Source organism: Shimia marina (assembly GCF_001458175.1).
Classification (GTDB): Bacteria; Pseudomonadota; Alphaproteobacteria; order Rhodobacterales; family Rhodobacteraceae; genus Shimia; species Shimia marina.
On the sequence record NZ_CYPW01000018.1, the window covers coordinates 12,468 to 26,837 of the forward strand.

The window sequence follows — 14,370 nt, forward strand, 5'->3', positions numbered from 1 at the left end:
ACAGCGGTTGATCCTGCGTTACAGTCCGCTGCGTAGCCACGCGCAGGGGAGCAGGAGCCATGGAAAAATTTGGGAAGAGTCAGCCCGTCAAACGGGTCGAGGACACGCGGTTTTTGACGGGTGAGGGCCGGTATGTCGATGACATCGCGCCGCCTGCTGCCCTGCATGCTTATTTCTTTCGCGCCCCTGTCGCGCATGCCAAAATCGCGTCACTTGATGTGGCGGATGCATTGGAGGTGGAGGGCGTTGCCTGTGTTGTGACGCAGGCGGATCTGCTGGCGGCAGGGGTGGAGGCCACCTTGCCAGGCACGCAAGTGGACAATCGGGATGGCAGCAAGGGGGCTGCCCCGACGCGTCCCTTACTCGCAACTGGGCGCGTGCGCTATGTTGGGGAGCCGCTTGCCATGATTGTTGCGGAAACACTTGATCAGGCGCGCGATGCCGCAGAGATGATCCTGTTTGACTACGAAGATCTTGAAACCTCCATGGCTTTGGCGCGAGGTGGCGCGCAGTTGCACGACGAAGCGTCCGGCAATTTGGCCTTTGACTGGGGACTCGGGGATGAAGCCGCTGCAGAGAAGGCCTTTTTGGAAGCTGCGCATGTTGTCAGCCTTGAGGTTGGGGACAACCGCGTGATCGTCAATTCGATGGAGCCTCGCGGGGCCTATGCCGAATGGGAAGATGGTCGCATTCATGTGGCCAACAATGGTCAGGGTGTGTGGGGTACAAAAGGCCATGTGGTGCGTGTTCTGGGATTGGAGCCTGAGCAAGTACGCGTGACCAATCCAGACACTGGCGGTGGATTTGGCATGAAGGCGATGATCTATCAGGAACCATTGCTGGTGGCCTATGCGGCAAAGCTTTTGGAAAAACCTGTGCGGTGGATTGGCGAGCGGACCGAAAGCATGCTGTCAGACAACGCGGGGCGGGATCTGATCTCTGTGGCGGAGATGGCCTTTGATGCGGACCTCAAAGCAACAGCTTATCGAGTGAAGAGTGTTGCCAATATGGGCGCGTACAACTCTCAATTTGCGCAGGCCATTCAAACGCAGCTGTTCAGCCGTGTTCTGATGGGGGTTTATGATGTGCAAACCACATGGCTGCAGGTGGATGGTGTGTATACCAATACGACGCCCGTCGACGCTTATCGCGGCGCAGGCCGCCCCGAAGCGATCTATGTGCTGGAGCGATTGATGGATCGGGCCGCACGGGAGTTAGGTGTGAGCGGCTATGAGCTGCGTCGGCGTAATTTCATTCCGAAAGCGGCCTTTCCCTATAAGACCGCCACAGATGAAACCTATGACGTGGGTGATTTTGACCGGGTGTTGAGCCGACTAGAGGCGTTTGGAGATGTGGTGGGTTTTGAATCTCGTAAGGCGGCAAGTGCGAAAGCAGGCAAATTGCGCGGGGCCGGATTGTGTTATTATATCGAGAGTATCCTTGGAGACCCGAGCGAGAGTGCGCGCGTTGAATTTAACGAAGATAGCACAGTGTCGATCTACGTCGGTACGCAGTCCAATGGGCAGGGCCACGAGACGGTTTATGCGCAGTTTTTGAGTGATCAAACCGGTATTCCCACACATGTGATTGAGGTGGTGCAGGGCGACAGTGATCGCATCAAGCAGGGGGGCGGTACAGGAGGATCCCGATCCGTCACAGTGCAAAACACCGCTACTTTGGCGACCGTGGAAACGATGATTAAAGCCTTTACGCCTTATATTGCAGATAAGATGGGCGTGGATGCCGAGGACGTGACTTTTGATGATGAGCAATTTCGCGCGGAAGGCTCTAACTTACACCCAACCCTGCTTGAAGCCTCAGCTATGGCGCGTGCGGACGGTCGACTGGATTTGATGGTGCATGAAGAACGTACCACTTTGCCAGCACGAAGTTTCCCAAATGGCGCGCATCTTGCAGAGGTTGAAGTGGATCCCGAGACCGGACAGGTCACCTTGGAGAAATACACCGTGGTGGATGATTTTGGAAACTTGATCAACCCAATGCTCGCTGAAGGGCAGGTCCATGGTGGCGTGGCACAAGGTATTGGGCAGGCTTTGATGGAGCATGTGGTCTATGATGACGAGGGGCAGCTTTTGACTGCGACCTTCATGGATTATGCGATGCCACGTGCGGGTGATATGCCCATGATTGGCTTTACGACAGAGGCAGTTCCCTCCACGGCCAATGTGATGGGAATGAAAGGATGTGGAGAAGCGGGCACCGTTGGTGCCATGGCTGCTGCAGCAAACGCCGTTCAGGATGCCCTTTGGGAGCATGGTGTGCGACAGGCAGACATGCCCTTCACGCCGCATCGCGTTTGGCAAATGTTGAAAGAGGCAAAAGATCGGGTTTCGTGAGCGCATAAGCGGATGGCTGGCAGGGCGATTTGCCAGCCGCCACTCTCCGACCACGCTGCGGCGCGGGCCGCTAACCCATGTGATTATTCTTGATGGCACCATGTCCTCCCTGACGCCGGGACATGAAACCAATGCGGGTCTGACCTATCGGTTGCTTAGCGAATTGGGAGCGGGTGTGTCTGTCTATTATGAGGCGGGGATGCAATGGCAAAGCTGGCATCAAACGCTTGATGTCATGATGGGGCGGGGGATCAATCGGCAAATCAGGCGTGCTTATGGCTATCTCGCCAGCCGATATCGCCCCGGAGATCGTATCTTCCTGATGGGGTATTCACGCGGCGCCTTCGCTGTACGGTCGCTCGCGGGCGTGATTGATCGCGTGGGGCTTTTGCGCGCCGAATGCGCGACTGAACGCAATATCCGCACGGCGTATCGCCACTATGAGTTGACCCCCGACAGTGTGGCTGCGGTGGATTTTGCCGAGGCGCATTGCCACAAAACTGTTGAGATCGAAATGATTGGGGTCTGGGACACGGTCAAGGCATTGGGCGCGCGAGTGCCACTGCTTTGGCGTTTGACCGAACAGCGTCACGCCTTTCATAACCACCATCTGTCCCCGATTGTGCGTCATGGCTATCATGCGCTGGCGTTGGATGAGACACGGCAGGTGTTTGAGCCCGAACTTTGGACATGTCCGGACAATTGGGACGGTCGGGTGGAACAGGTGTGGTTTCGCGGTGCGCACAGTGACGTTGGTGGGCAGCTTGTCGGCTTTGAAGATGCCCGACCGCTGGCAAATATTCCGCTGGTTTGGATGCTTGAGCGTGTAGAGGCTTGTGGCATCAGCCTTCCAACAAGCTGGCGCGAACGTTTTGAAACCAATTCAGAGGCCCCAATGGTTGGAACTTGGAAGGCGCTGGGCAAGTTCTTTTTGTTTCGGTCACCTCGCCGGGTATGCGCAGATCGCTCCGAGAGCATTCATCACAGCGCGGCCCCTTTTGTGGCAGCCGGTGATATCAAAGGACGCGTGGCACCCCGTGCCAAGAGCGCTTGAACTGCCTCAGTCGCGCCACTCTACAAAGGCGTCCAATTCCGCGCGGTCGGTGCGGAACTGGTTGATGGCGGCATCTTCATCGGGGTAGCCAAAAGAAATGGCTGCGAGGACTTTGCGGTCCTCTGAAATGCGAAAGTGGTCTCTGACAACGTTGGAATAGAGCGACAAAGCCGCCTGAGGTACTGTGCCAATCCCCTGCGCTTGCGCGGATAAACAAAAGGCAGTGATGAAGCCCCCACAATCGAGGACACCGTAGGGGCCAAGTTCCACAGGGCAAGTGATCAACGCCACATGAGGCGCGCCAAAAAGCGTATAGTTTTCTTTCATCTGGCGCGCGCGGCCTTCACGATCTCCCCGGCCGATTCCCACGGCTTCGTAGAGTTGAAACCCGCAGGTGCGCCGACGTTTTTGATGTGCACCTGTATAGGTGGTGGGGAAGGGGTAGTCCGGTGCAGGTGCTCCGGTGTCAAAAGCCCGCGCCATCGTCGCCCGAAACGCGTCAGTCTCTGCGCCGGACGTGACGATGACTTTCCAGGGTTGGGCATTGCACCAAGAGGGTGCGCGCCCCGCATCCAGAAGAATTTGCGAGACCACAGCTTTGGGTACGGCTGCCGATTTGAAGGCCCGACAGGAATGGCGTGTGTGCAATAGGGCTTGCAGAGCGGCATGATGGCTCATTGCCGTGTCCTCGCGATTATTGGTTCTGAGCGATGATATAGCCGAGCGCCCCAGCTGCAAGGGCAGCGAGCACAACGGCACAGGAGATTTTCCATACCGAATAGGGGCGTTCACCCTGAACCCGCCCGGTCTGCCCGTTGACGACAAATCGATAGGACTGTCCGCGATATTTATAGGCAGCGAGCCAAACTGGGAGGAGAATATGTTTGAAGGTCACATCATTGACCGTGGTGGATATGGAATGAATGCGCTGCCGGTCGCCGCCAATATCAAAGGCGACATCTCTTCGGATCACGCGGTCCATCCGCGTCCGGGCTTCTTCATATCCCTCTTCCAGTGCGATGGAGTAACCCTCTGCCTGAAAGCCCGCGAGGAATTCTGGCGCGTAAGGTTCCAACGCAGACAAGTCCCAGGGCTCCAGAGCATCGGTGTATTTTTTAGGCAGAGCTTTGGACGCGAGAACCAGCACATCGTCAAACCACCGTCCGACCCTGCCTGACGCAGGGCGCCAGCGGATTTTCTGTACTTGGCGGGATTCAGGTTTGCCGTCACGCATCACCGTTTCGGTGACGTAGTAGACTGTGCCCCTTTCGCCGACATATGCCGACTTTGTATCGGCGTCATAGGTCCAATAGGGCACGTAGATGCCGTCCATCTTGCGCCCCTTGCGTGCGTAGTCTTTGAGACCATTGGGGGCAAGCCAAAGCCCGCCAAGCCAGCGGTTCATGGCTGAATGGGCTTCTTTCTCGGCCAGTTGAAATGGCAGCACTGCGCGGGGTTTGATTTGGCGGTGTGTTCCTGTGTCCACAACGACCGGGGTCGCACAGAAGGGGCATTCGGTGGCATGCGTGTCACCGCTGAAGACTACATGGGCGGCGCAATTCGGGCAGGAACAGGCCCGAGTCTCCATGACGTCTGCGGCGGGCAACTGTTCTGCCAGAGCAGATTTGAAGTCCAGTTCCGTGATGGCAGCGGCGCGGTCGCCCTGCTCGGTGGCTTCCTCATGGCCGCAATGGTCACAGATTAGCAGGCCCTGCCGTGGTGCAAAACGATAGTCTGCGCCGCATTGCGGACAGGGGAAGCGTGTGCTCTCTTGAGGGGCAGGCGGCGGGGTGGCGGTCATATGCGGCTCTTAGTGCTCTCGGGCTTGATAGGCGTATTGCGCGTGGTCTTCCAGGGGTAAGACATGGGGCACCATTTCAGGATGGCAGGCCCCGATGGTTTTGAAATTATGACGACTTTCCGCAAGGGTGAAGCCATGGTTTGCCCCGGAAGGTTCCAGCGGAGCTTCTTCAAACTCGGGCCCTTCATCTTCCCAGAAGCAGACAGGGCAGATCAGATAGCTGTAGCGTTCCGGCAAGGTGACATAGTCGCAGCAGGGGCAGGCATGACGCGGGGTGGGGTCGTCCGGCTGGTACCATTCGATCTCATCTTCATCGTCGAGATCTACCTCGAAATCACCGTCAATGTCCTTGGTCTGGTCCGTCATAATGGTCGCTCAATGCGGTTGGTCGTGTCTGAAGTTGGCTTTGTTCTAAAAAAGCTATGGCTCCGGCTGGGGGGATCTTTGATAAGCCGTAGACCTTATGTGGAGACTACTCCTCCCTTGGGCTGCGCGTTCAGCTTCCCGGTGGTGGGGGCGGAAGGATGGTAAAAAGCTGGGCCAGTTCTGTCACATCTTCGGCGTGTTTCCAGCCGTCCTGACCGGCGGTCCAGACATGGGTCTGGCGGGTGATCTCACCCGCGGTGGCCATCCGGCCCAGAGCCGCCTTGGAAAACGGACCTCTGGTCTGGCCGTTTTCGGCAACATGCCAGACATGTTCCACCGGTGGTGGCGGGGGCGGGGCCGCATGGGCCGCTTGCGGAGCGGGGGCTGGCTGTGCGGCCGGGCGGGCACCCCATGGGCCGGGCTGATGGGTGGCGTGGGGCTGCGCGGCCTGAGTGGCCATCTGTTGCGCCATCGCCATGCCCATTCCCATGCCAAGGCCTGCGCCCATGCCGGAATTTGGTGTTTGCGCGGCGGCGGTCATGGCCTCTGCGGCGGAAAATTGGGTGTATTTGCCCAGATCGCCCACAATGCCCATGGAGGTGCGCTTGTCCATCGCGGCCTCCACGGCGGCGGGCAGTGAGATATTTTCGATATAAAGCTCAGGGATCGCAAGGCCGTATTCGGCAATGGTGCCGGAGATTTCTGCCGCCACCAGCTTGCCCAGATCTGCAGTGTTGGCCGCCATGTCCAGCACTGGAATGCCGGAGGCCGCGATCACGCGGGAGAATTCCTGTACGATGATATTGCGGATCTGAAAGCTGATCTCATCCATCGTGAATTCGCCGTCGGTGCCCACAATCTCGGTGAGGAACCGCGCCGGATCAACCACGCGGATTGCATAGGTGCCATAAGCCCGCAGACGCACCGGACCGAATTCCGGATCGCGCACCATGATCGGGTTTTTGGTACCCCATTTCAGATTGGCGAAACGGGTGGTGTTGACGTAGTAGATTTCGGACTTGAACGGACTTTTGAAGCCGTGATCCCAGTGCTGGAGCGTGGTCATCACCGGCATGTTGTTGGTTTCAAGCATGTAGAGACCAGGCGTAAAGACATCCGCCAGTTGTCCTTCATGCACAAACACAGCCGACTGACCTTCGCGGACAGTAAGCTTGGCGCCGTATTTGATTTCATGGCCTTCGCGTTCAAAACGCCAAACGAGCGTGTCGCGTGTGTCGTCAACCCAATGGATGACGTCGATAAATTCGCCAGTTAGGAAATCAAAAATACCCATGAGGTTGTCCTTTCAGGAGGCGTATTAGAAGTTCTGATTGGTCTGCTCGCGCGACAGAATATAGGTGATCGGACGGGCGTCTTCCGGCGACATCCCTGGCGTGAGCCGCGCGTCAAACAGCATCGTGAGGAGTTTTTCATCGTGCGTTGTCAGCAGGGCAAATTCTTCGTCGTCGTTGAAAATTGACGGTCTTGCATAGGGGCTGTCATTTGTGAGCCCAAGACCCTGCGCGATCTCTTCATGCAGGCAGGATTTGCGCAGAAGGTCTGGGTGCTCTGCACGGATCAAGGCGACGGCAGATGTGTACGTGTGGGGCGCTGCTTCTGTGGCTTGGGTGACCACGAAGCAATAGATCTGTCGCGGTGGATTCGTAAAAAGGGCTCTGGTTTCCAGCGATGCAGTGGGAAGCAACTGGTCCAGGAGGGCTTCTATCTCCGATCGATCATCCGCGCCCATGATCAAAACGTTGAAATTGGCTTTGTCCGCAGTTTGGCGCATGGGGTGGCCCGTCACCTTGGCCAAGCGTGGGATGTACTCTGCGACCGTCGCATTATCTTTGGCCTTTTGCGCCTCTGAAACAGACGCACCAAAATGCAGTTTGACGCGAACAGGTTCGGCCCAACGGCGCAAATATCCGGCCTGATCTGGGGCCCGCTGCAATCCTGCACCGCTGGTATATTCGTCGTAAAAGGCGATTTTCTCAAAATTTCGCGCCAGCATCTCAGGGGTAAACGGCGTATCAGGCCCGCCGCCGTCCGTCCGCAGAAGCCCGCGTGCCAATAAATCCGACTGAACTTGGCGATAGTAGGTCGCCAGCGCTTTGCTTTCTGCAGATCTGCTGGGCGGAGGGGCAACAGGCGGCTCCTGCGGCTTGCTCACCTCTTCGCAAGCCGCCAAAGCCCCCAATAGGCCCAGAAGTATGAGAAAACGTCGTGTCACGCGTTCGGCACGGAAGTCGCCGTCGTATCCCCCAGCCCGTCCTTGCGGGCTTTGGCTGCGGCCAGTGTGTCGCGCAACTCTGCTTCCATCTTTTTCATGTCGTCCTCTGCTGCGGCGCGTTTGGCCTTGCCTTCGTCGGCGATCTGCAGAGATTCGTTGATGGTTGCGATCAGCTCCGCATTGGCGGTTTTCACGGCTTCGATGTCAAACACACCACGTTCCATTTCTGTGCGTACCGCTTTGTTTGTGGCGCGCAGGTTCTGGGCATTTGCCGTCAAAAGCTCATTTGTGAGATCGTTGGCGTCGCGCACAGCGGCGGCGGCTTCTGCGGAGCGCTGGATGGTCACGGCCTGTGCAAGCTGCGTTTCCCAGAGTGGCACGGTGTTGACCAAGGTGGAGTTGATTTTGGTGACAAGAGATTTGTCATTTTCCTGCACCAGCCGAATAGAGGGCAGGGATTGCATGGTCACCTGACGGGTCAACTTGAGGTCATGCACGCGGCGCTCCAGATCGTCACGCGCGGCGCGCAGATCGCGCAATTCTTGTGCCTTCATGACCTGTGCATTTTCATCTGCCGCAGTAACTTCGGCTTCTTTGGCAGGAATATCAGTCGTGTCCAGCTCTTCAATTTTGGCTTCGCCCGCAGCGATATAGAGCGCCAGCTCATCATAGAAGGCGAGCGTTTTTTCATACAACACGTCCAAAGATTTGATGTCTTTTAGGAGTGTGTGCTCATGGGAAAGAAGGTTGTCGGTGATTTTGTCAATCTGGTCCTGAACTTCCTCGTAACGCGCGGTGAATTTGGCAAAGGGTGCGGCGCGCCCGATGAGTTTTTCCCAGAAGCTGCGTTCGCGGCGTATATCCAGTTCAGATACGGAAAAGCCGCGAATTGTTGTCACGATGTTGCGCAGGCTGTCCCCGGCTGGACCAACGTCTTTGTTGCGGACATCTGCCAGCATGGCCTGCGAAATGGTCTGGAGTTCTGATTGAGCAGCTGAGCCAAAAGACACGATGGAATTGGTGTTGCTCATGTCAATTTCGCCCATGCGCTTGCTGATCTCAGCAGAGACAGGTGCGTCCGCTTCTGAAAGTGGTACGATGGCATTGGCCTCTACGGGCTCCGGCAGTGCGACGGTGGCCTCTGTGATCTCCGCAACGACGGCTTCGGCTTTTTTTCTGACAGTGTCGGACATGATGTGTCCCTTTCGCAATTGCGGTCCTAAATGGTTTTACACGTTTGAACGCAGACCCTCTTGGGCCAAGCGCTCGCGCAGCACGTCAATTTCAATGGTGAGATCACCCCGATCATCCAGCATCAGCTTTTGCGTGCGTGCGGCAAAGTTTTGCTCCAGATCATCCAGGAGCGCTTCATAGTCGGCGCGGGCTTGTGCGTCATCCGTCCGACTATAAAGATCGGCAAACTTCACAGTCGCGTCTTTTGCCCCAAGCAGATAGACCCCCAAATAGCGTCTGGCTGCGCTCAGATCTCTGGGATCTTCCTCAACCGTCCGAAACAGTTCACGGGCGGTGGCTTGAAAGCTGCTGACGCGGCGTTCCAGAGCGCGGTCTCCCGCACGCTCAATGGCGCGGTTCATGGCCTGCAGATGTGATTCAGCGTCTTCCACGGCGCGCGCTACGCGGTCCGACTGGTATTGGTCGTGGCCTTCTACCCCCTTGTTCTTCAAAGGATCCAAACCAAAAGCAAAGCTGTGCAGCGCGCCGCCCAAGACGGCAAAAACAAGCGCTTCCAGAGGGCCGTGACCGGCGATGCCTGCGATCGCCAATCCGGTCGCGGTTAGAGCCGACCCAAGGATTTTTCGGGGAAGGGCCGGACGCCGCGCAACTTTACGCGCTTCGAAAGCTTCTTGCGCGATCAAGCCTTCGCGGGTCATCCAAGCTGCTAGAATGAGAGCACCCAATGCGATCAGGAATTGCATCATTTCCAAGGGCGGAGATGTGAATGCTTTCCAAATCAGTGGCAAAGGGGCCAAAAACAACAGGTTTACACGACCGCCAGCGCGGCTGCGTTTTGCGCTTTTAAAGCCATCGTGTTGCTTATCCGCAGTGCTTGCCGCGTTGGGGCTGAATTTTCCGCTATAGCGTTGCGCCATCACACGCCCCCCGTGACAGCAACATAAAAGATCAGCAAGACCAGCAATCCAAACGCCAGTTTTTGCAATCCACTTGCAGACATCGAAGCTCCACCTTGCGCTAATTCACCAGAAATTTAGGAAGTCTCATCGCGCATGGCTAGGGGGAAGATTTCCTGTGGCGCCGCATTGCCGACATTATATCGGCAATGGCGTTTCGTGAGAACTGCTTACTTCCTGCGCCTTGTGGGTTTCTGGCGGCTTTCTGGCGGTATTGCGTTCTCCAAACCCAACTGGTCCCGGACAACGCGCCGTCGCACTTCTTCGACCTCGCCGGGCTTGAGTTGCCCGAGCTGAAATGGCCCATAAGAGGTGCGGATCAAGCGGTTTACCGTGAGACCAATAGCCTCCATCGCGCGACGGATTTCACGGTTTTTGCCTTCGCGTAGACCAATCGTGACCCAAGCATTCGCACCTTGCTGGCGATCCAGAGTGATCTCCATCGGCTGAAACCGCTCGCCTTCAACGTCAATGCCTTTGCGCAAGGGGGCAAAGGTTTCCTCGGTTGGGCGGCCATTGATACGCACGCGGTATTTGCGCAGCCAGCCGGTGCTGGGCAGCTCCAGCTTGCGTTTGACGCCCCCGTCGTTGGTGAGCAGAAGCAGGCCTTCGGAGTTAAGGTCAAGCCGCCCCACGGTCATAACACGCGGCAGGTTTTCCGGCAGCTTGTCAAAAATGGTCTCGCGGCCTTTCTCGTCGCGATTGGTGGTCACAAGCCCTGTAGGCTTGTGGTAGAGCCAGATCCGTTCGTGATCAGGCGTGCCAATGGGTTTGCCATCCACGGTAATGCGGTCTTTGCCGGTGACATTTAGCGCGGGGCTGCTGAGCTTTTTGCCGTTTACGCTGACCCGTCCGGCCTCAATCATACGCTCTGCATCGCGGCGTGAGGCTAAGCCTGCACGGGCAAGGACTTTGGCAATGCGGTCGCCATCTGGTTTTGGTGTATCGGAGGCTGGCTTTGCGGCGCTCGGCTTTGTGCCTCGCGGGGCGGGTTTTGCAGGGCGTTGGGGGCGCTGTGGTTTGCCAGCGCGGCGGGAGGAGGGCGGTTTCTGGGTCATGGGCCCCGTGTAACGGGGAAACAGTGAACGGGGAAGAGGGATTGCGCACAGGGGCTTTGCGAGGCATGTCGGTGGGATGAAGTTTATCTCTCATATGGAGCAGGCGCTGTCTGAAGCGCGGGCCGCCGCTGTGCGGGGGGAAGTGCCTGTTGGTGCGGTGGTTGTCGGGCCGGATGGGCAGGTCTTGGCAAGTGCAGGGAACCGAACACGCGAAGACCATGATCCAACGGCGCATGCGGAAATACTGGCGATGCGGCTGGCCTGCGCAGTGATTGGCAGCGAACGGCTGGTGGGCTGTGATCTTTACGTGACGCTTGAGCCTTGTCCCATGTGTGCCAGTGCGATCAGTCAGGCGCGGATTGCGCGGCTTTATTATGGGGCAGGGGATCCCAAGAGTGGCGGCGTGGCACAGGGCCCGCGTGTATTTGCCCATCGGCAAAGCCATCATGTGCCGGAGATTTATGATGGTTTGGCCGCTGAGGAGAGCGAGGCTCTGCTCAAAGAGTTCTTCGCCAATCGGCGATAGCGCTGCCCCCTAGGTTCTGTGATAGGTTTTATGGTGCCGCTGCCGCCGGCAGGTCGCGCGATTTCGAGCATCAATTACATTGATGCCGGTCAGCTCAATCCGCCTGCAGAATGAGGTCAAGCGCTTGCGCCGCTGCGGAGCGCGCGCTAAAGGCTGAGCATACGTTCGCAGAAAGCCCGCAACAGAAGAGTCTTGCCCCATGTCGATTGATGAAAGCACCGCTGCCAAAGTGGCCAAACTGGCCCGGATCAAGGTTGAAGAGAAAGACCTGCCCGCGCTGGCGCAGGAATTCAATGCCGTGCTGGGCTTCATTGAGCAGCTTAATGAAGTGGATGTTGAGGGCGTGGAGCCGATGGTTTCTGTCACGCCGATGCGCCTGAAGCGCCGCGAGGATGTGATTTCCGATGGCGATCAGCAGGAGAAAATCCTGAAGAACGCGCCAGATGCGCGTGAAGGCTTCTTTGCTGTCCCCAAAGTGGTGGAGTGATCCGGCCCCGCCGTTGATCCAATGTTGACCACCTGACCCGAATTTTGCCCCAGAGAGAGGCGACCGAAATGACCGAATTGACCAAACTGACGCTGGCAGAAGCACGTGACAAACTGCGTGCGGGGGATGTGACCTCTGTTGAGCTGACCGAATCTTTCCTGAAAGCCATCGACGATGCAGATGCGCTGAACGCTTATGTGCACAAGACGCCGGAAATCGCGCTGGAGCGCGCCAAGGCGGCGGACGCACGTATTGCGGAAGGTGACGCGCCGGACATGTGTGGTCTGCCGATCGGCATCAAAGACCTGTTCTGCACCAAAGGTGTGGCAAGCCAGGCGGCCAGCGGCATTCTTGAGGGCTTTAAGCCGGAATATGAATCCACTGTGTCCCAGAAGCTGCAGGACGCTGGCGCGGTGATGCTTGGCAAGCTCAACATGGATGAGTTTGCGATGGGTTCCTCCAACGAGACCTCTGTTTACGGCAACGCGGTGAACCCATGGCGTCGTGAGGACAATGATGCGGCTCTGACACCGGGCGGCTCTTCTGGTGGCTCTGCAGCCGCTGTGGCGGCCGATCTCTGCCTTGCAGCCACTGGTACAGACACCGGCGGTTCGATCCGTCAGCCTGCAGCCTTCACCGGCATCACCGGCATCAAGCCAACCTATGGCCGGTGCTCCCGCTGGGGCATCGTGGCCTTTGCCAGCTCGCTCGATCAGGCTGGGCCAATGACCAAAGACGTGCGCGATGCCGCGATCATGCTTGAAGCGATGTGCGGCCATGACGCCAAAGACAGCACGTCCTCTGAGCTTGCGGTACCAAACTTTGAAGCCATGCTGACCGGCGATATTCGCGGCAAAAAGATCGGCATTCCTAAAGAATACCGCCTTGATGGCGTGCCTGCGGAAATCGACAAGCTCTGGCAGGATGGCATCGACATGCTGAAAGCGGCTGGTGCAGAGATCGTCGACATTTCTCTGCCGCACACCAAATACGCGCTGCCCGCTTACTACGTGATTGCGCCTGCGGAGGCTTCTTCCAACCTCGCGCGCTATGACGGTGTGCGCTATGGCCACCGCGCCACTTTGGCGGCGGGTGACGGTATCACCGAGATGTATGAAAAGACCCGTGCCGAAGGCTTTGGTCACGAGGTGCAGCGTCGTGTGATGGTCGGCACCTATGTGCTGTCTGCCGGTTTCTATGACGCCTACTACAACCGCGCGCGCCGTGTGCGGACATTGATCAAGCAGGACTTTGAGAATGTCTTTGCCCAAGGCATCGACGCGATCCTGACGCCAGCGACCCCCTCTGCGGCTTTTGGTCTGGGCGAAATGTCTGAGGCCGATCCGATTCAGATGTATTTGAATGACGTCTTCACCGTGACTGTGAACCTTGCCGGATTGCCTGGTGTGTCTGTGCCAACGGGGCTCGATTCTCAAGGTCTGCCGCTGGGTCTGCAGCTCATCGGGCGCCCGTGGGAAGAAGGCGATCTGCTGAACACCGCTTATGCGTTGGAGCAGGCCGCTGGATTTGTGGCCAAACCCGGCAAATGGTGGTAAAGCTGCCGCCAAGCTAAAAAGCAGGCAAGGCAGAGCATGACACGGACAATTGGTGCAATTTGCGCTTTGGTGGCGCTGGGCGCATGCCAACCACGCATTCCTGACAGTGCAGCAGCAGCCAATGCTGCGCTGCCATCCCCACAGGCAGTGTCGCAGGAGACCATTCCTGAACCACCACAGTTAGAGACCGTCCCGGTTGGGGCGCAGTCTACGCCTTTGACAACCACACAAACGGCAACCCCGACTGCTGCAGCCGCCCCACCCCAGACGGAAGCTGAAGGCATTGCGCAAGAGACCACCGCGGCACTTGCGGCAGCATCGGCGAACTCAGGAGTTGCACCGCTGGATGCCAGCCCCTCCAATCCTGCGCCGGAGGTTTTTTCGAATCCGGGTATTTCGGATGAGAATGACTTTTCTGCGGTTGGCGAGCGGCGTTCGATTGAGGATGACGCAGCACGACGTGCGCAAAACCAAGCCAACTACAAGGTGATCGAGCCTACAGCTGTGCCCAAGCGCAGCGGGGTGGGTGGGCCTAATATCGTGGCCTATGCGCTGGAAACGAACCACCCGCGCGGCACCAAAATGTACAGCCGACTGGGGCTTGGGGGCGCATCGCGCTACACAAAGGCCTGTGCCAAATTTGGCAGTGACGAAGCGGCGCAACTGGCTTTCTTAGAGCGTGGCGGCCCTAAAAATGACCGCCTTGGCGTGGATCCGGATGGGGATGGTTATGCCTGTGAGTGGGACCCAACTCCCTTTCGCAAGGCCACTGGGAACTGAGC

Annotated in this window: 14 protein-coding genes; 6 read left to right on the forward strand and 8 right to left on the reverse strand. The window is 57.7% G+C overall.

Annotated elements, in window-relative coordinates; genetic code table 11:
* The first annotated feature begins 59 nt into the window (after positions 1-59).
* Together SHM7688_RS09635 and SHM7688_RS09640 are read left to right on the forward strand one after the other, a co-directional pair.
* Positions 60-2,357 (forward strand): xanthine dehydrogenase family protein molybdopterin-binding subunit, encoded by a 2,298-nt coding sequence (locus SHM7688_RS09635; protein ID WP_058239735.1) that lies wholly within the window; start codon positions 60-62, stop codon positions 2,355-2,357.
* Positions 2,344-3,411, forward strand: a complete 1,068-nt coding sequence (locus SHM7688_RS09640; RefSeq protein WP_058239736.1) for a T6SS phospholipase effector Tle1-like catalytic domain-containing protein — start codon at positions 2,344-2,346, stop codon at positions 3,409-3,411. Before SHM7688_RS09635 ends, SHM7688_RS09640 begins: the two co-directional genes overlap by 14 nt.
* A 6-nt stretch (positions 3,412-3,417) precedes the next feature.
* Here SHM7688_RS09640 and SHM7688_RS09645 read toward each other — a convergent pair whose 3' ends face one another.
* The 8 genes from SHM7688_RS09645 to SHM7688_RS09680 all read right to left on the reverse strand — a co-directional run bounded on the left by SHM7688_RS09645 (position 3,418) and on the right by SHM7688_RS09680 (position 11,019).
* Complete coding sequence (locus SHM7688_RS09645; protein WP_058239737.1) at positions 3,418-4,089, reverse strand: nitroreductase; 672 nt, start codon at positions 4,087-4,089, stop codon at positions 3,418-3,420.
* Positions 4,090-4,105: 16 nt separating this feature from the next.
* Entirely contained in the window at positions 4,106-5,212 is a 1,107-nt protein-coding gene (locus SHM7688_RS09650) for a TFIIB-type zinc finger domain-containing protein (RefSeq protein ID WP_058239738.1), read from the reverse strand.
* 9 nt (positions 5,213-5,221) lie between these two features.
* A complete protein-coding gene (locus SHM7688_RS09655; RefSeq protein WP_083499011.1) occupies positions 5,222-5,578 on the reverse strand; it encodes a CPCC family cysteine-rich protein in 357 nt (118 codons plus the stop codon).
* Positions 5,579-5,708: 130 nt separating this feature from the next.
* Positions 5,709-6,872, reverse strand: coding sequence for an SPFH domain-containing protein (locus SHM7688_RS09660; protein WP_058239739.1), 1,164 nt, complete (start codon positions 6,870-6,872; stop codon positions 5,709-5,711).
* A gap of 24 nt (positions 6,873-6,896) precedes the next feature.
* Positions 6,897-7,811 (reverse strand): DUF2927 domain-containing protein, encoded by a 915-nt coding sequence (locus tag SHM7688_RS09665; RefSeq protein WP_144432543.1) that lies wholly within the window; start codon positions 7,809-7,811, stop codon positions 6,897-6,899.
* Positions 7,808-9,004: a toxic anion resistance protein gene (locus SHM7688_RS09670; RefSeq protein WP_058239740.1), complete on the reverse strand. Its 1,197-nt coding sequence runs from the start codon at positions 9,002-9,004 to the stop codon at positions 7,808-7,810. The genes SHM7688_RS09665 and SHM7688_RS09670 overlap by 4 nt, the downstream gene beginning before the upstream one ends.
* A 36-nt stretch (positions 9,005-9,040) precedes the next feature.
* Positions 9,041-9,922 (reverse strand): 5-bromo-4-chloroindolyl phosphate hydrolysis family protein, encoded by an 882-nt coding sequence (locus SHM7688_RS09675; protein WP_058239741.1) that lies wholly within the window; start codon positions 9,920-9,922, stop codon positions 9,041-9,043.
* A gap of 209 nt (positions 9,923-10,131) precedes the next feature.
* Positions 10,132-11,019: a pseudouridine synthase gene (locus SHM7688_RS09680; RefSeq protein WP_058239742.1), complete on the reverse strand. Its 888-nt coding sequence runs from the start codon at positions 11,017-11,019 to the stop codon at positions 10,132-10,134.
* Between the two features lie 76 nt (positions 11,020-11,095).
* On the opposite strand from SHM7688_RS09680, the gene SHM7688_RS09685 reads away from it, so the two are divergent.
* From SHM7688_RS09685 to SHM7688_RS09700, 4 genes are all read left to right on the forward strand, one after another.
* Positions 11,096-11,545: a nucleoside deaminase gene (locus SHM7688_RS09685; protein ID WP_058239743.1), complete on the forward strand. Its 450-nt coding sequence runs from the start codon at positions 11,096-11,098 to the stop codon at positions 11,543-11,545.
* 199 nt (positions 11,546-11,744) lie between these two features.
* On the forward strand, positions 11,745-12,032 hold the full coding sequence (gatC, locus tag SHM7688_RS09690; protein ID WP_058239744.1) for an Asp-tRNA(Asn)/Glu-tRNA(Gln) amidotransferase subunit GatC: 288 nt from the start codon (positions 11,745-11,747) through the stop codon (positions 12,030-12,032).
* Positions 12,033-12,100: 68 nt separating this feature from the next.
* A complete protein-coding gene (gene gatA, locus SHM7688_RS09695; RefSeq protein ID WP_058239745.1) occupies positions 12,101-13,588 on the forward strand; it encodes an Asp-tRNA(Asn)/Glu-tRNA(Gln) amidotransferase subunit GatA in 1,488 nt (495 codons plus the stop codon).
* 36 nt (positions 13,589-13,624) lie between these two features.
* Entirely contained in the window at positions 13,625-14,368 is a 744-nt protein-coding gene (locus tag SHM7688_RS09700; RefSeq protein ID WP_058239746.1) for a hypothetical protein, read from the forward strand.
* The last annotated feature ends 2 nt before the right edge of the window (positions 14,369-14,370 follow it).